Annotated in this window: 14 protein-coding genes; 11 read left to right on the top strand and 3 right to left on the bottom strand. The window is 30.6% G+C overall.

Going from position 1 to position 16,637, the window contains the following annotated elements:
* Positions 1 to 15: 15 nt before the first annotated feature.
* Positions 16 to 1,044, bottom strand: a complete 1,029-nt coding sequence (gene galE / locus FLS47_RS12525; protein ID WP_149914710.1) for a UDP-glucose 4-epimerase GalE — start codon at positions 1,042 to 1,044, stop codon at positions 16 to 18.
* Between the two features lie 280 nt (positions 1,045 to 1,324).
* On the opposite strand from galE, the gene FLS47_RS12520 reads away from it, so the two are divergent.
* Complete coding sequence (locus FLS47_RS12520) at positions 1,325 to 2,569, top strand: 3-deoxy-D-manno-octulosonic acid transferase (protein WP_149914709.1); 1,245 nt, start codon at positions 1,325 to 1,327, stop codon at positions 2,567 to 2,569.
* A 1-nt stretch (position 2,570) separates the two neighbouring features.
* Here FLS47_RS12520 and hemW read toward each other — a convergent pair whose 3' ends face one another.
* Complete coding sequence (hemW, locus tag FLS47_RS12515; protein WP_149914708.1) at positions 2,571 to 3,707, bottom strand: radical SAM family heme chaperone HemW; 1,137 nt, start codon at positions 3,705 to 3,707, stop codon at positions 2,571 to 2,573.
* 183 nt (positions 3,708 to 3,890) lie between these two features.
* On the opposite strand from hemW, the gene FLS47_RS12510 reads away from it, so the two are divergent.
* The 10 genes from FLS47_RS12510 (at position 3,891) to FLS47_RS12465 (ending at position 13,113) form a co-directional block, all read left to right on the top strand.
* A complete protein-coding gene (locus FLS47_RS12510; protein WP_149914707.1) occupies positions 3,891 to 4,976 on the top strand; it encodes a site-specific integrase in 1,086 nt (361 codons plus the stop codon).
* On the top strand, positions 4,973 to 5,917 hold the full coding sequence (locus FLS47_RS12505) for a hypothetical protein (protein ID WP_149914706.1): 945 nt from the start codon (positions 4,973 to 4,975) through the stop codon (positions 5,915 to 5,917). The genes FLS47_RS12510 and FLS47_RS12505 overlap by 4 nt, the downstream gene beginning before the upstream one ends.
* Positions 5,918 to 6,016: 99 nt before the next feature.
* The gene (locus FLS47_RS12500) at positions 6,017 to 6,364 is read left to right on the top strand and encodes a helix-turn-helix transcriptional regulator (protein WP_149914705.1); all 348 of its coding nucleotides are present in this window, start codon (positions 6,017 to 6,019) and stop codon (positions 6,362 to 6,364) included.
* 115 nt (positions 6,365 to 6,479) lie between these two features.
* Entirely contained in the window at positions 6,480 to 7,661 is a 1,182-nt protein-coding gene (locus tag FLS47_RS12495; RefSeq protein WP_149914704.1) for a VapE domain-containing protein, read from the top strand.
* A gap of 91 nt (positions 7,662 to 7,752) precedes the next feature.
* A complete protein-coding gene (locus FLS47_RS12490) occupies positions 7,753 to 8,676 on the top strand; it encodes a toprim domain-containing protein (protein ID WP_149914703.1) in 924 nt (307 codons plus the stop codon).
* A gap of 252 nt (positions 8,677 to 8,928) precedes the next feature.
* Positions 8,929 to 9,237, top strand: a complete 309-nt coding sequence (locus FLS47_RS12485; protein ID WP_149914702.1) for a plasmid mobilization protein — start codon at positions 8,929 to 8,931, stop codon at positions 9,235 to 9,237.
* Complete coding sequence (locus FLS47_RS12480; protein ID WP_149914701.1) at positions 9,227 to 9,988, top strand: relaxase/mobilization nuclease domain-containing protein; 762 nt, start codon at positions 9,227 to 9,229, stop codon at positions 9,986 to 9,988. Before FLS47_RS12485 ends, FLS47_RS12480 begins: the two co-directional genes overlap by 11 nt.
* A 4-nt stretch (positions 9,989 to 9,992) precedes the next feature.
* The gene (locus FLS47_RS12475) at positions 9,993 to 10,349 is read left to right on the top strand and encodes a hypothetical protein (protein WP_149914700.1); all 357 of its coding nucleotides are present in this window, start codon (positions 9,993 to 9,995) and stop codon (positions 10,347 to 10,349) included.
* A 101-nt stretch (positions 10,350 to 10,450) separates the two neighbouring features.
* On the top strand, positions 10,451 to 10,966 hold the full coding sequence (locus tag FLS47_RS12470; protein WP_149914699.1) for a hypothetical protein: 516 nt from the start codon (positions 10,451 to 10,453) through the stop codon (positions 10,964 to 10,966).
* A gap of 5 nt (positions 10,967 to 10,971) precedes the next feature.
* Positions 10,972 to 13,113 carry a hypothetical protein gene (locus FLS47_RS12465; RefSeq protein WP_149914698.1) on the top strand — a complete coding sequence of 714 codons (2,142 nt, stop codon included), beginning with the start codon at positions 10,972 to 10,974 and terminating at the stop codon, positions 13,111 to 13,113.
* A gap of 107 nt (positions 13,114 to 13,220) precedes the next feature.
* Here the strand turns inward: FLS47_RS12465 and FLS47_RS12460 are convergent, their stop codons facing one another.
* Positions 13,221 to 16,298, bottom strand: coding sequence for an SIR2 family protein (locus FLS47_RS12460; RefSeq protein ID WP_149914697.1), 3,078 nt, complete (start codon positions 16,296 to 16,298; stop codon positions 13,221 to 13,223).
* Positions 16,299 to 16,637 lie beyond the last annotated feature (339 nt).

Below are 16,637 nucleotides of genomic sequence, written 5' to 3'. Positions count from 1 at the left end.
TGCTAGAATGGAGCATTAATCCAAAGGATTTTCATGAATATATTGTTCCCAAGACCAAGCGGAAGACATCATTTCGTCAATTCCTAATTCGGCTTTCCAACCCAATTCTTTAGTTGATTTGGTTACATCACCCCAAACTTGAATTACATCTCCATCACGACGTGGACCGAATTCATAGTTTAATGGTTTTCCAGAAGCTTTTTCGAAAGCTTTGATAGCTTCCAATACCGAATAACCGTTTCCTGTTCCGATATTGAAAACATCATATTTTCCATTAGGATTGCCTTTTTCTAATAATTTAATCGCCGCTACGTGTGCTTTTGCTAAATCTACTACGTGTATATAATCACGCACACATGAACCATCTGGCGTATCATAATCATTACCAAAAACCGTTAATTTCTCACGCTTACCGATTGCAGTCTGTGTAATGAAAGGTAACAAGTTTTGAGGAACACCATTTGGCAATTCTCCAATTAACGAAGTTGCATGTGCGCCTACTGGATTAAAGTAGCGTAGAGCCACAATATTATAGTTACCGTAAGCATTTGCTGTTTCTTCGAGGATTTCTTCCGCAATTTGCTTTGTATTGCCATAAGGTGATGTAGATTTCTTCACTGGTGCAGATTCCGTAACGGGAAGCACATCTGGTTCGCCATATACCGTGCAGCTTGAAGAAAATACAAAATTGATTGGCTTCGCGCGATAGCTATTTAACAGATTGATCAAAGAGAAGAAATTGTTATGGTAATATTTTAATGGATCTTGTACAGACTCACCTACAGCCTTGGAGGCAGCAAAGTGGATAATTCCCGTAATATCTGGATTTGCGTTGATGAAAGCTGTCGTAGCTGCTATATCACATAAATCAAATTGATGAAATTCTGGCTTTATACCGATGATTTTCTCGATTTGATCTAAAATTTTAATATTAGAATTAGATAGATTGTCAACGATAACAGGCGTATATCCCGCATTGTGTAATTCTACAACAGTATGCGAACCAATGTAGCCTGTTCCCCCCGTTACTAAAATTTTACTCATAATCTTTATAAATTTCTATTTTGTTGAATGTTAATATTGAAACGTATTTGGTAAACATTGCTGTTTTAAGCAGTAAGTTTTGACACATATGTAGCGACAAAAAATAACTTAATTTTTTAAACTTGAAGTAAATAGGAGATTGTATGTCACCTGAGTGATTTTTTTGGCAAGCTGCCTTTCGATTGTCTATGCTCTTGCAAACTGTATTTTGCACGGTGTCTACGTTTAGAAAAGGTTTAATATCTTTATCTTTGACGAATATAAGTATTATTTTAAAAATATGCGATTAATATATGACCTTGGAATATGGCTTTACGGCGTTTTATTGCGTCTTATTTCACCATTTCACCCAAAAGCTAAACTGTGGGTTGATGGTCGAAAGGACATCTTGAAAAACATCAATCAAACGGTTGAAAAAGGTCATAAATACATATGGTTTCACTTTGCATCCTTGGGGGAATTTGAGCAAGGAAGAGCGGTTTTGGAACAGATAAAAAGTAGATTTCTTAACGAAAAAATAATACTAACTTTTTTTTCTCCTTCAGGATTTGAAGTTCGTAAAAACTCCAAGTTGGCTGATTATGTGTTTTACTTACCAGAAGATACTGCGGCAAATGCAAAAACTTTCATCGATATTATTCAACCCAAATTTGTGGTATTCACCAAATACGAATATTGGTATCACTATTTCAAAGAGTTGAAAACGCGAGATATTCGTCTGTTAATGATTTCGGCAATTTTCAGAGAAGACCAAATTTTCTTTAAGCCTTATGGCGGATTTTTTCGTTCCATATTAAAAAATGTATCCTATTTCTTTGCGCAGAATACCGATTCAGTTCATATGCTGAAATGGATAAATATCACAAAAGCTGGTTTAGCAGGTGACACGCGCTTTGACCGTGTGGTGGAATTACCGATTCAACATAAGTCTATTCCAGAAATAGAAGAGTTTTGTGCTAACCATAAAACAGTTGTCGCTGGTAGTACATGGAAACCGGACGAGGAGCTATTGAAACAACTCTCACTAGACAATCCTGAATGGAAATTTATTCTTGCTCCACATGAAATACATCAGTCGCATATCGATGAAATAGTTAAGCTATTCGGTGATGTGTTATTATTTTCAAAATTCTCTACATACACTAATGAACAGATTTACCTAAGTAAAATCTTAGTTATTGATAATATCGGCATGCTTTCATCGTTGTACCACTATGCTGATGTTACATACATTGGTGGTGGATTTGGTGTTGGTATTCACAATACATTGGAAGCTGCAACATACGGTAAACCTGTTATTTTCGGTCCGAAATACGAGAAATTCCACGAGGCTATAGATTTAGTAACACTTATAGCAGGATTTTCGATATCTAATTGCACAGAATTAAAACAGGTTTTTGATTCACTAAAAGATCAACATTTCTTACAAGAAGCGAGCAATTCTGCAAAGAAATATGTGCAGCAGCGTGCAGGAGCGACACAGATTATTATGAAATATTTGGAAACTGAGAAATTGTTAGGATAAATTAAACCTCATCTACCAAGAATAGTTCCGATGCAATGTGGTCAGCTAATAATTTTCCTTTGTTCGTTGCACGGAGGAGTGTATTATTATCAATGATTTCCAATTCTTCATTTACCAAGAAAGTTTGGCTTTCTTTTAGAATATGTTGCTTATAATCGTAACCAAAGTCTTTTTCTACTTTTTGTAAATCTAGCCCCCACATCGTACGGATAGAGGTCATAACATATTCATTGAATTGATCTGATTTGGTAAGATACTCTAGTTCATTATACGATGTATCATCTGTTAATGCGGCGATATATTTGGCATTATTAGCGACATTCCACGATCGACTATGTCCATTGAAAGAATGCGCAGAAGGACCGATTCCTAGATAATGTTTCCCTTTCCAATAGTTTGTATTGTGCTTGGCGTACATACCATCCTTTGCGAAATTGGAAATTTCATAGTGCTCAAAACCATTTTGTGTCAACGTATCAATGAGCATCAGCATTTGCGCAGCACTCTGCTCATCATTCATGCCTGGCGTTTTACCTTCTTTGACAAAATGAGCCAATGCAGTTTTTTTCTCCACTGTCATCGAATAGGACGAAATATGCGGTATATCTAGCGCAATAAGATTTTGCATATTAGCTTTCCACTTTTCGTCCGTCAATAATGGATAACCATAAATCAAATCACAGGTAATATTTTCAAAACCTGCATCTTGCACGCGCTTGATCGAAGAATCCGCTTCTTGTGCATTATGTGCACGATTCATCCAACGCAAATCCTCTTCGTAGAATGATTGAATACCAATAGAAAAACGGTTGATAGGTGTTTGACGTAGTGCATCTACCTTTTCTCGTGTTAAATCATCAGGATTCGCTTCCAAGGTAATTTCCGCATCCGGCGCAATCTCAAAATACTTTTCTACAGTACCAATGAGTTGTAATATATCTTCATCATCTAGAATAGAAGGCGTTCCACCTCCAAAATATAGACTGTGTATTTTCTTGTCTTCCAAATAATGCGCCCGTTTCGCAATCTCCTGCTGCATAGCCCACAACATCTCCTCCTTATACTTCAACGAAGTGCTAAAGTGAAAATCACAATAGTGACAAGCTTGCTTACAGAATGGAATGTGAAAATATATCATGGGTGCAAATATAAGTATAGATAAATTATGATAGAAATTAATAGATTTTAAAATTAAAAACCTTATTTTCAGATGATTAATTCGATTAAAACTATATTTTTCTATAAGTTTATGTGAGGATTTATCGAAGTTTTGTTACTCACCTTGTTACTTCTATATTGCGAAAAATAACAAAAGTAACACATGATTAAAGTACGTTTTAAACCATTAAAATCAGGTATGTTCAGTACATATCTAGATATTTACTACAAGACTTCAGATAATAAATCTAAGCGAAGTTATGAATTTTTAGGTATCCATGTCCATAAAGATTATTCAAGCTCGCGAGTTCGGATAATGGAAAAGGATTCAGAGAATATGAAATTAGTTCAGGCAATTAGAAATAAGCGTGAAACTGATCTCAATTTTGCGAAACATGGTTATGAAAAACCAAATAGACCTAGTCTTGAATTATTGGATTATTTGGAAGAATGTCTAACTAAGAAGTTTAATTATAAATTGGAATGCTTAATTATACATTTACACAAGTATCTTGGTAAAAAGAGCTTTTTGATCTCTGAGGTTAAAGAGGATTTTCTTGATGCTTTCCAAAGTTATTTAATGTTAGTTGTGTCGCAAAATACTACTCATGCATATATGTCCGTATTTAGACAATATTATAATAAGTTGGTTACTCGCAGAATAATTGATGAAAGTCCTTTTGAATTTTGGACTTCTGTAAAAGAAATAGTGACTGAAAGAAATAGATTGACCATTGAGGAAGTAAGAAAATTAGCTGAAACAAAATTGGAATGGGGCAATGAGCAGATTAGATTAGCTTATCTATTTTCATGTTTTACTGGACTTCGTATTTCAGATGTTAGAGTGATATCATATGAAAATATGATTAATGGGCAATTAGTATTTCGACCTAAGAAAACTCCTCAAAAATTGGTTAGTATACCGATTCTAGATGATGTTTATAAGATCATTGAGCAAATACCTAAGCATCCTATAAGCAATAAAATATTTTGGGGTTTACCGAGTACCAGTCATGCAATTAATATTCATTTGAAAGAATGGGCAAAAATTGCGAATTTAAACAACCATAGAGCAATAACCTTTCATACATCTAGACACACTTTTGCTACAATCGGTTTAACGTATGGAATAGATTTATATACAATGAAAGAATTATTAGCCCATTCAAAAATTGAGATGACGATGGTCTATGGAAAGATCATTAGTCAGAAGAAAGAAGAAGAAATACTAAAATTTCCAAGATTATGAATTTAAAAAAAAGTGCAAAATGGGTGTTAATTAGTTTAATAATTTTCTGTGCTTATCTTCTAGGGAAATATCAAGCGGAAATATTAATCTATATGACTATAGGATTATTTCCTTTGGGAATATATCTCATCTATAATCCAACATTGATAACTCAGTCTAGTTTTGAAGAGTTGAATGACTATAATCTAAGCTTATACCAAGATCTAAAAGGTTATCATGAAAATTTAGAGGTTAAAGCTGAACAATTGTTGGAACAATATAGATTTAGCTTTCATGGTAAAAGCATTGTAAGTTGCTTTTACATATTAATAATGTTAATGATTTTAGTAGGATCTATACATCATAAATATAAATTAATACTGCTGTTCGTTTTTTCAATAATGCTGATTGTATACGTATTATTGGAAAGTGATAGTTACCCAAATAGCCCATTTTCAAGGAGAGAAAGAGTTAAAACTAAATATTACCTTTCTGTATTAAATAATCGAGTAGCATTAAAAGAATTGATTAAAGTTAATGATGCGAGATTCAAGAAGAATGACTTTTCAAACTACATTATAGATAATAAAAGTTTTGATAAATTCATTAAATTATTGGTTGTTAATAATTTATTAATAAAAACTCCAACATCTAAGTATTCTTTTAATTTGATAGAAGGTACAGAGTCCCAAAATTTATCTTCACTATTAGCTGTTTTAACACATAATGGAATTATCAAAGCTGATATAACTAGGGGTCAAAATAAAAAAAATCTAGATACATTCTTTGAATTTGAAACTACAGCTGCAAAAAATTCCAAAGACTATCTGTGCTATCTTGAGCCTAGAGATTTCAATGAATATTTGCAAGTAGTTAAAGATCCTTCAAAAAAATCACATGCTGGATTAAATCAATTTATCATTCCATATCAGAATTTATTAGATTCTATTAATAAATCCTAATATCTATTATACTCTCTTCCGAAATTGTCCGAAAGCTCGTTTTCGGTGCGTTAAGCTAAGAAAATGATAAATATTTGTGCTCAACAAAATTTAAACGTTATGAGTACAATCACAAAAGACACAAGATTAATTGATCTAACTTTTGATCAACTGGACGGTTTCATGGAGGAAAAGCTTACGACTCTTCTCAGTAAATATATTCCTCAACAGGACAGAGTTGGCGAATATGAATTAGCATGTGAAGTAACTTGTTATAGCAAGAACCGCCTCTATCAATTAGTTTCTGAAGATGTTATTCCTCATTCAAAATTACCGAATGGAGGTGTGCGTTTTTTTGAAAGTGATTTGATAGCTTGGATGAAAAAATATCGCAATAAATCAGAAGAGGAAATGCGAGAAATGTCAGCAACAATGCTGATGAAAAGAAAAATGAGAAGAAAAAACTAAAAGCAACCATTTCTGATTGCTTTCAAATTTCTTTTAAGAATTTCTTCTTTTTCCTGATAGAGCAAAGTTAAGGAATTCTTAATGAAATATTTCCATTCACATTAAGAATTTAAAAATGACAAAACGAGATGATGCATCAAGTATTCAAAAAGTCGTTGAATACCTTGTTGAACAATATGATTTCAGGCGTAATGCGCTAACCAATTCAATTGAATACAAACTAAAGAGTAACCAAACTTTTAGAGAGGTAAATGAAAATAATCTTTATTTGACATTACGAATAGATGTCGGCTTACGTGCTTCTATTTCAGACATTTTAGTATTCTTAGGTTCTAATTATGTTAAAGATTATGATCCATTACAAGAATACTTCAAGTCTATTAAAGGAAAGTACAGTCAAGAAGTTCATGGAGATTATATTGAGAAATTCTCAAATTATATAATAACTTCTGATCAAAAGCGATTTAATATACAATTCAAAAAATGGCTGTGTAGAACTGTGTTATGCGCATTGCGAGAAGATTATTTCAATAAGCAGACGATAGTTCTTCAATCAGAAAAACAAAATATTGGTAAAACAAGCCTTTGTAGGTTTTTAGTACCGAAAGATTTAAACTCTTATTGTATTGAAAATATCGGACTAGATAAAGACTCGACGATAGCTTTATCGTCTAATTTTATTTGTATTCTGGATGAATTGGCATCCTTAACAAAATTTGAAATTAATGCATTAAAAGCGATAATGTCTAAGCTTTATATCAATGTTCGTCACCCATATGAACGGAAAGCTAAGACGTCGCCAAGAAGAATAAGTTTTATAGGTTCGACAAACCAAACAGAGTTCCTAACTGATGATTCCAATGTTAGATGGTTATGCTTTAGAATTGAAAATATTAATTGGGAATACAAAAAAGATATTGACATCGATTTAGTATGGTCTCATGCTTATCATTTACTTCAGTCTGACTTTAAATATGAAATGACTCGAGAAGAAATTCATGAAAATGAGTTAGCAAATGATTCTTTCAAAGTAAGCTCCGTTGAGTTTGAGGTACTTCAAAAATATTTATCCCCAGGAACAGCAGAGAGTTATCACAGAGAGTTATTGTCATCTGAAATCATGCATGAATTACAGATGAAAACATATCCTAAACTGAATGCGAAAGAGCTTCATAAAGCCTTGAAACGCCTAGGTTTTCAAAGTCATCAGAGACGTGGATATATTGATGTTGCTGGTGAAAAGAAAGAACATCCAGTTAAAGTTTATTATGTTTTGGATAATCTGCCGACTACATAACTACAAATGGGTTAATGGTTAAATAATCAAATATTTATGCTGTAGTCAGATGATTTCTTTATCTGACTACAGCTAACTACACGACTACAAGATGAATTGTGAACAAGCAAAAAAAATAGATTTAAAGAAATTCTTGATACAGAATTTTGGATTTCAAATAAAATATAGCAGAGGTCATGAACACTGGGGAAAATCGGTTTTTAGAAATGAAAATTCGGCGAGCATGAAGGTAAATGAAAAGTTTAACTCCTTTATAGACTTTGGTGCTGTAGGAGGTAAATATAAAGCCTCAGGGACGATAATAGATTTTATGCAATGTTATTATCAAATTGGTGTTAGTGAAGCCCTTGAGAGGATTAAAGACTTTTCTTTTCCTCAGCATAGAAAGATTATGATTGCTGAGGAAGGAAAAAATATAGCCAAAACATATTTTATTGAAGGTGTGTATGATTTACAGAATGCTGAATTATTAAAGTATCTAGCCAATAGAGGTTTGGATTTGAATCTATGTAAAAAGTTTCTAATGGAAGTTAAGTATTCATTATTTGGTTCTTCAAGATCATTTTTGAATGTAGGTTTTAGGAATGATGTCGGGGGTTATGAGGTAAATTATAGAGTTTCAAATAACGTTGATACAGTTAAAAGGTGTTTAGGAAATAAGGCTATTACTACTTTCCTAAGGCAACGAAAAGAGGTAATACTTTTTGAATCTTGGTCTGACATGTTAGCTTTTTTAACTCTCTATCCAGAGAAGGAATCTAAAGTTGATTTCATTATTCTAAATAGCGTTAAAAACATTTATCTAATTCCCGATTTGAGTCAATATTCTTCTGTTTTGACAGCGTTTGATAATGATGAATCAGGGAGTGATGCAACTAAATTCTTGTCAATAAAGTATTCAAACGTCTTCAAATCATTAAATCATCTATATAAAGGATACAATGATGTAAATGACTGGTTGATTGCAAAGAATAATGAAAATCCAAATTTCATACAAGCATTTCGAAACCTATGATGGGTTTCTACAGCATGTTTTCATTTGGCTTTGTGGTTTAGAATTAATGCCTTTTCATAGAGGCATTAATCCCAACCACGTCTAGATAGCGTCGATAATTCAAGAGGTGTGTTTGTGGCCCCATGAATTGTTCTAAAAATAAATTTTTATACAATTCATGTTTTCTCAAACACCTCTTGGTTTGCTTCCGAAGGGTCGCAAACGAATCTCCGTACATAAGGACGGAGATAATTTAAAAACAAGTTTTAAATTATGAGCAAAACCCAAATTATAAAAATTCGTGTTTCTATTCTTGATAAGGAGCTTATCAAGATAAATGCTAAAAAAGCAGGACTTTCAGTCAGTCAATTTATGATTGACTGTGCTTTACATAGAGTGATCGTTCCTCCACCAAGTGAAGATAGGATTTCAGCGTACACCGAGCTATCAAAATTCCATAGAAACTTTACTTATATATCTAATCTAATTAAGAACAGAAATATGCATGAAGTCGGATTGGAGGTTTCAAAAGTCAGTAATGAATTATGTAATCATCTAGAATTTATTAAAAATGGTAAGTAAAGCATCTTCAAGGCAAGGAAGTCGACAAGCTATCGACTATATCTTGTCTGATAAAGTATTAGGTAAAGCCTTAGAATTAGATAGAAATGGGGTTATTGGTAGAAATGGTACAGAAATACTGAATGAAATGCGATTTGTACAATCAACTAATAAAAGATGTCATAATAACACAATATCACTAATCATAAGTCCGAATCCTGAGGTAAGTAAAGATTTATCGATCCCTCAGTTAAGAGAAATATTACATAAGCAATTGGAACATTTGGGGTTGAGTCAACATCAATATATTTCAACAGTTCATAATTCCACTGGTAAAATACATATCCACGCAATTATTAATCGTATTAAAAACGGAAAAGCAAAACCAGATTCCTGGATTTCGAAAAGAGCACAAATTGGAGCAGAGAATATAGCTCTAGCCTTGGGATGGAAAACAGCTTCTGCCATACGAAATGAAGTAAAACAAGATCGAGAAATAATAAAAAAATCTATTGGTGATCTATTGAAGGAGAATAAAGTTACTTCTTTCGATCAATTTTTAGAATTGCTTGATAAAAAAGGTTTAGATCCAAAGAAAGTATATAGTAAGGTTACAGGAAAGTTGAGCGGTTATAGCATCAAAGGTCATAAAGCATCCGATATAGATCGCAAATTGACTGTAGGCAGAATAGATTCATTATTGCATAATTCAGGACCTAGCTTGAAAGAAGAAAAGCAAAATATTAACAGAGGTTATAAGTTTAAAAGATAACAATATGTCAAATCAAAAATCACTTACAAATCATCAATTAGGGGTTGCACTAGCATCACTAATGGAGAGTTTTGAAAAAAATCAAAGACAAACACTTCAAGAGCAAAAGGAAATACTCCAAGCTATATATCAAATTGAAAAACGGATAAATAACTCTATAGCTAATTCAAAATTATCTGTGGACTGTACAGAATTGAAAGAGTATAACGATGTAATAAGTAAAACCTCTGCTGATGCATCAAATCAACTGAATAAAGCTTTGAAGGGCTTCTTCCTTAATAAGTATTTGTTGATTTTCTTTGGGTTATTGTTTCTGACTTCTTGCTTTATGTGTTATATAGGTATGTTTTTAAATAGATAAAATGTTTTATAAAAAAGTCATATTTGTTCATTTAATTTACTATCTTGTTGCAAGAAGATTAATTATCTTTGCACCCCAGGAAAAGATATCATTGTATTGTTATGGATAGAATTGAGCTATTTGAGTATTTTATATTTAAATCATTAAAACATAATGGTGCTTTGGACAACGACTTAAGTATTCTTAAATCAATTAAACTTTTGTTTTTCTTCTCTACAGTAAGTGAGGGAAATAACGATGATTTCTTATTGCCAATATTTGGAAGTGTTAAGGCTATGCCTTTAGGTCATGTGATTACAGATGTCTATACTGCCATGAAGCAAAATTCTCCTCTGTCATTTTTTATTTTCAATAAAAATGGTGTGAATTTAAAAGTTTCTTCAGTTGATGAATCAAAATTTTCAGAAGAGATAAGAAGAGAGGTTGATAATCGATTTGAGTTGCTTTTGTCTTTAAATCCAGATATTTTAAAAATGACAGCTTATCAATTGGTAGAGTTAAGTCATAAGTGGTTTTCTTGGGATTATTATTTTAGTCAAGCTAGAAGGAATGGACAGTTAAGTATGGAGATTCCATTAGAAGTGATTAAAAGTGAAAGGAAAATATATAAACTTTAAATTCAATGAATTCCCTTTTTCCTTTTCTAAATAGCATAAAATCTATTGTAGAAAATTATGGTTTGTCTTTAGACTCTATAAGAGTTATAATAGAGGATAATTCTAATTTTTCCTTGGTAGGTGGAGAGTTAGAAAGTAATTCCAATACTTCAAGGAGTGAGGGTGAAAATTCTAACGAAGGAAATTTATCCGAGGATGAAAATAATGATTCAACACACAGTTTGTCTGATTCCAATACTATCTTATTACAGTCTCAAGTAAGTTCTAAAAGTAATAATTTAATAGATTCCACTACTGTTGATGGTGACATTGAAGATTTTAGTGATATTGAAACATTTGGAGGTAGATCAGAGTCTATTATAATAGATGTTATTTTAAAGATATGTTATAGTATACTGTCGGGTGAAGCATTAAAATCTGAGCAATCTTTAGATTATATTAAACTAATAATATCAGAAGTAGAAAATCTTATATCATTAAAATCATCTGATCTGGATGATACACAAAATGCTATACTTCTCAAGTTTGTAGAGGTAGTAAAATTTTGTCTTAATAACTATTATAATTTTTTAGAGCGCATATACTTAAGTTATTCAAATGAACGAATAGAGCATTATTTTGTTTTAGAGCCTATAAATAATAAATTTTTTAAGAACATTAATGAACATTTATATAAAGCTATAAAGTTATTATTTACTGTGATTAATATTTCTTTTAAGGACTTAAATTTAACCTATGTTGTTTCTGAATTTCAGGTGATTAAAAAATTAATAGAAGATAATCTGAATGATCTTGAGGAATTTAAGGAGGTAGTTGATGTTATTAAGATAAAAGCTAATTTCTTAATATATAAGTGGAATCAGAGATTTAAAAAAGATAGTTCACATTTTCTAGGTGAAATTACTTATAGAAAAGGTGATGAAATGCATACTTCTGCGTCTAATGAAGATGTTGATGTAAATATATTTTCTGAATGGAAAAAAAAGATAAACTATCATTATGATGATAATTTAGATAAAAGCAGATTTGAGATTTATTGTAGAAAATTGTTAGCTAAAAATGTAGATTACTCTAAATTAAAACTTTTTGATATTCATACTTTAATAAAGTATTATAAAGATATTTCACCTTCTGAAAAAAAGCTAAAAACAATAGTAACGTATCTGTTAAAATATGATAGTTCAAAAAACTCAAAATATGACCAATACTGTTTGTCAATAATATCTAATTATGCAGTTAATAATTATTTTTCACTCATATCAGAAAATAAATCGATTGATTTAAAAAAGTATGATGATATATATAGAGAATGTTATGAGAACTTATATCAACTAAATAATAATTATTTTTTACAACAAAAATATCTAGACTTTGTACTTGATTATGTCGGAAATAAGATAAATCAAGCCGACTCAAATAGTAGTTTGATTGATATTTATAACGAATATAATAGTATTATTGAAAAACAATGTACGGTGATATTAGATGAATACTATAGAAGAAAAGAATGGGCGAAAAAAAATCATAATTTTATATTTTTGTTACCTGTTGAAGAATCTATCTTAAATATTGAAAATATAAATCCTGAATTGAAATCATTGATTGTTTTTACGAGCTTTGTATTGCCTCTTGATATAAATAAAATTGAATTAGATTATTCATTAACTCGACAAAAGTTAAGGGAAGTTAAGACTCAATTAAAAGTAATTGGGTCACTAAGAAAAGATTTAAATGAACTCAAGTCAATAAAAGATGATTTTCGTAAGATTGAAGGTAAAAATCTAGAAATAATAGGTGTTTTTACTGCAATAATTACCTTCGTTTTATCTTCGATCCCAGCATTTAAATTTATTTCAAGTATATACCAAGCTATTTTATTTACATTAGCAATGGCATCATCATTAGGGCTTTTTGTGCTCATTATATTTTCTTTTACTCGTGGGTTTAGTAATGTTTTTAATAAAGAAAGAAACTATATCTTATTTTTTGTCATAGTTTTATTATTTATTGTGACTGGTTTCTCATTAATATCTTTTGAAAACCAATCTGTTAATGGCTTGCTTTTAGAAGAACAAAAATATAAAGATGGATTGAAGATAATAGATTCTGTTAAAACAGAACTAAGATTAAATGAACATGTAAAATAAAAGTTTGATTAATTATTAGGACTGTTTCTTTGAAATCTTTTTTTTATGTATTATATGAGCCTGATGAGTTTTTAGATTTGAGAGCAATCAACATACATTAGAATATTCTAATGTATGTTGATTGCTATTGGACCATGGTAATTAAACCCAATTTGAAATTCATATCTTTTACCTACTTCTAAATATTTAAAATTTATGCAGTTACTTTTGTTAAAATATATTCTATCACCAAATGCATCACGTTGAATATAGCCATGATTGAATTCCAATTTAGTTATTATACCATTAAATATTTTTTTTGATTCTACATTATTTAATGTTCGTGCCATATTTTTGAAATCTGGATTTATTTTAGCTTTAGATAATTTTTCAAAAATATTTTTATAATTAGCGTCATTTAGCGAATGTAGTGCCATTCCGTAATAAAATTGAGCCTCATACCTAGAATCGCCCATAGTAAAGGATCTACGTAATAAAGAAGTAATTTCATAAAGGTCTTCTGGATTAATTTTATTCACTAGCAATGCATATTTAAATGATAAATCCTTTTCATTTGGTACCTTATTTAAAGCTATTTTTAAAACATCTAATGCCTTTTTAGACCTGTCCAAACTCTCTAAAGTATTTGCATATCTGATTGCTATATATGGACTCGCCGAATTTAAATTAAATGCTTTTTCAAGTAAAGATAAAGCCTCTGGTTGTTTTTCAATGATTTCTTTATATTTTGCTTCAATGTCCAAGATAAACTCTTGTTCTGGAAACCTCTGTTTTGTCTGTTGTAGTGTTTTTTCTATATCTTTTATAATAGGTTCGATATTTTGGTCCAAGTACAATTCATCTTTAAGTTGCATTAATTTTGCCTTTAAAATCGTATGATAACTATGTGCTTGATTTGGATATTTACTAACTAATTTTAAACTGATATTTTGGGATTGTTTTAATAATTGATTTTTTTCAAGATAATGTTTCGCTTTCTCTGCTTTTTTAAGAAAATTTTCGGCAATAGAATGGTTTATTAAAGGGTCATTTGGTTCTAATTCCATGGCTTCCTTTAAATAAGCATCAGCTCTTTCATTATTACCTCCTGGAATACTCATTTCATATATAGCCATTTGTTGAAGTAACTTAGCATTATTAGGGCTGCATTGTTCAGCCACCTCAAATAAGTTTCTTACTTTAATCGGATCTTTAAATATATCCTTTAATGTTTTAGCTTTAGTCAATGACAGAAAAGTTGCTTTGTCACTATTATAATCTAAATCTAAATGATTGAGTATTCTAACATATTCATCATACCTTTGTTGTTCTGAGACCAATACAGCATTGAAAACCATCTCAGCAATCATTGGATGACGTGTTTTATATATATAATCTGAGATAGTGTAATTTTTTTCAGTAAATACGATGTATTCTAATGGCTTGAAAAATTCTCTTTCAAACTGACTAAATCCAATTTCATGAACTCTACTGATAAGCCCTGCTCTTGCATACGAACCTAATTTATGTAATATAGATACCGTAAGATATATTGATTGGGCTTTTGGGTTGAAAATTGAATTATATTCATCTATAATAATATCTTCAAATGATTTTCCACCAGTAGCTTCGTGAAGAGCTACAAGTAATACTCTTCCAGAAATTTCTCTTAATTCTTTAATTTGATCTTCTCTTGTTTTTTTTTCTAAATGACCTAAACACTTGTGGACTTTAAGTTTATCTAATACTCCTTCTATTTCTCTTTCATTTAAATAATTGAGTTGATAATTTCTGTCAATTATCGTTTGAATGTCTTTGTTATCATTTAATTGATTTGTTCTAGATGTACCAATTATGGTTACCGGAATTTGTTCTTTTTCTAACCTATCTATTAAATTTATAATTACCTGGTCATTTGCTATTAGATCATCAACGAAAATGTATATTCTTTCTTTAACATAATGATATAGTTCTATGATTGGATCGATTCTTATAAAAATTCCTTTTTTAATAAAGAGACAAAACTTTTCAAAAGTTATCGCACTATCCCATGCTAACCTTCTTAAAAGAACAGATTTACCTGAGCCGGCAAAACCATTAATACTAAATACATAGGATGTATTTTCTTTAAGGTATTTTTCTTCAAAAATAATATCTGTTAATATACGATCTTTTAAACTTCTTTCAGCGTCAAGGTTTCTCAAAATTGGATCCCAGTTTTCAAAATATCCTTTATAAAATGCGTTTGGAATGGTTGATTTAGATGGAATTGATGAGTTTATAAATTCTGCTTCAAAGTCTATAAATTTTAATAGACTTTCAGTTGGATTTATTTCTTTAGGGGAAATTAAAAATTTTCTGTAAATTGTTCTTTCACCATCTTCAATAATAGATCCTAATTTCATCTCCTCTTGACTTATTAAAGTCTCAAGCTCGTCTATAAATTCTTGCCCAGTCTTTTTTATGGTAGTTATTTTTCTTTCAGCCCAGTAGCTTGATTCTATTTCATTGAATCCTGGAGCTACCATATATGATCTAGGTCTTCCGTCTTTTAAACTTTCAAGTTCCTTTAAAATTGTGCGAATATTTGTGTCTAGATTACTATATCCTATAAACAAAAAAGTATAATCACTCGCAAGTTCTTTTAGCTTACTAAATAGTCTATCCCTATTGATTTTATGGGAAATATATTGTTCTGTTGATAATATTAGTGGTAATTTTTCGTCATTTATGTAAGAAATACAGCCATGTAGCTTATAATAAGGAACTGTTTTTTCAGTCAAAAAAATATTTTGTTCGTTAGTGTTTCTGTAGATTGGATTGATCTCTTGAATACTACTTTTATTTAATTCATATGCTTTTTCTAAGATCTGATCATAATTTGTTGTAAAAATAGCCTTCCATAGAAACCTTGTAAATTTAACATGTACCTCATTTGGAGTAAAATCTTTAAAAATATTATATATAAATCGTTGTACCTCAAATAGATTTGTCTGCGAAATAGCGAGATCGGAAATATAGGTTAAGGGTGATGTTTTATAGGTGTTATCTAAAAATTTATCTGCCATCATTTCTCCCAATTCCATTCCTAATGGTGGTTTTGTTCCATCGGGATGATTAGCTCCATAAGAGAAGCCACTCCCTGTAAATAATACTACACTTTTATTTTTTATGCTATCAATAAGTGGTTGTGGAATTTTTGACATAGATTTAATATTGGTTACTCAAAACAGGCCTTGTGTAAAAGACATATTTAAACCCTAATATACAAATTAAATGTAGTCGTGTAGTCACGTAGTCGGTTGCTTTTCAAACTATCTTTAAATTTTTATAATCCAATTGTCATAAATCAACTTAAGATCAATGTTTTCTATTTGTTACTTTTAAAATGTAACTCGCTGATTTTTAATGTAATTAAACATTCTGGGTGCCCGCTCAGTTGTTATAGGGCAAATATAGGTATTAAGAATGCATTTAAATCAAAGTCTAAATGTTATGTATGTTTAATTCAAAAAATCTAATGTTTTTTGAATATCTTCTAAAGT

This window comes from Sphingobacterium cavernae, from assembly GCF_008520265.1.
Taxonomy (GTDB): domain Bacteria; phylum Bacteroidota; class Bacteroidia; order Sphingobacteriales; family Sphingobacteriaceae; genus Sphingobacterium; species Sphingobacterium cavernae.
Note: the sequence above shows the minus strand (reverse complement) of the source record. Positions and strands in the feature narration are given on the sequence as shown.

Coding starts and splice junctions, on each gene's coding strand:
- FLS47_RS12485 (WP_149914702.1), top strand. CDS start 8,929: ATGAGCAAAACCCAAATTATAAAAATTCGTGTTTCTATTCTTGATAAG.
- FLS47_RS12520 (WP_149914709.1), top strand. CDS start 1,325: ATGCGATTAATATATGACCTTGGAATATGGCTTTACGGCGTTTTATTG.
- FLS47_RS12460 (WP_149914697.1), bottom strand. CDS start 16,298: ATGTCAAAAATTCCACAACCACTTATTGATAGCATAAAAAATAAAAGT.
- FLS47_RS12495 (WP_149914704.1), top strand. CDS start 6,480: ATGACAAAACGAGATGATGCATCAAGTATTCAAAAAGTCGTTGAATAC.
- FLS47_RS12465 (WP_149914698.1), top strand. CDS start 10,972: ATGAATTCCCTTTTTCCTTTTCTAAATAGCATAAAATCTATTGTAGAA.
- FLS47_RS12510 (WP_149914707.1), top strand. CDS start 3,891: ATGATTAAAGTACGTTTTAAACCATTAAAATCAGGTATGTTCAGTACA.
- FLS47_RS12480 (WP_149914701.1), top strand. CDS start 9,227: ATGGTAAGTAAAGCATCTTCAAGGCAAGGAAGTCGACAAGCTATCGAC.
- FLS47_RS12490 (WP_149914703.1), top strand. CDS start 7,753: ATGAATTGTGAACAAGCAAAAAAAATAGATTTAAAGAAATTCTTGATA.
- FLS47_RS12500 (WP_149914705.1), top strand. CDS start 6,017: ATGAGTACAATCACAAAAGACACAAGATTAATTGATCTAACTTTTGAT.
- galE (WP_149914710.1), bottom strand. CDS start 1,044: ATGAGTAAAATTTTAGTAACGGGGGGAACAGGCTACATTGGTTCGCAT.
- FLS47_RS12475 (WP_149914700.1), top strand. CDS start 9,993: ATGTCAAATCAAAAATCACTTACAAATCATCAATTAGGGGTTGCACTA.
- FLS47_RS12505 (WP_149914706.1), top strand. CDS start 4,973: ATGAATTTAAAAAAAAGTGCAAAATGGGTGTTAATTAGTTTAATAATT.
- hemW (WP_149914708.1), bottom strand. CDS start 3,707: ATGATATATTTTCACATTCCATTCTGTAAGCAAGCTTGTCACTATTGT.
- FLS47_RS12470 (WP_149914699.1), top strand. CDS start 10,451: ATGGATAGAATTGAGCTATTTGAGTATTTTATATTTAAATCATTAAAA.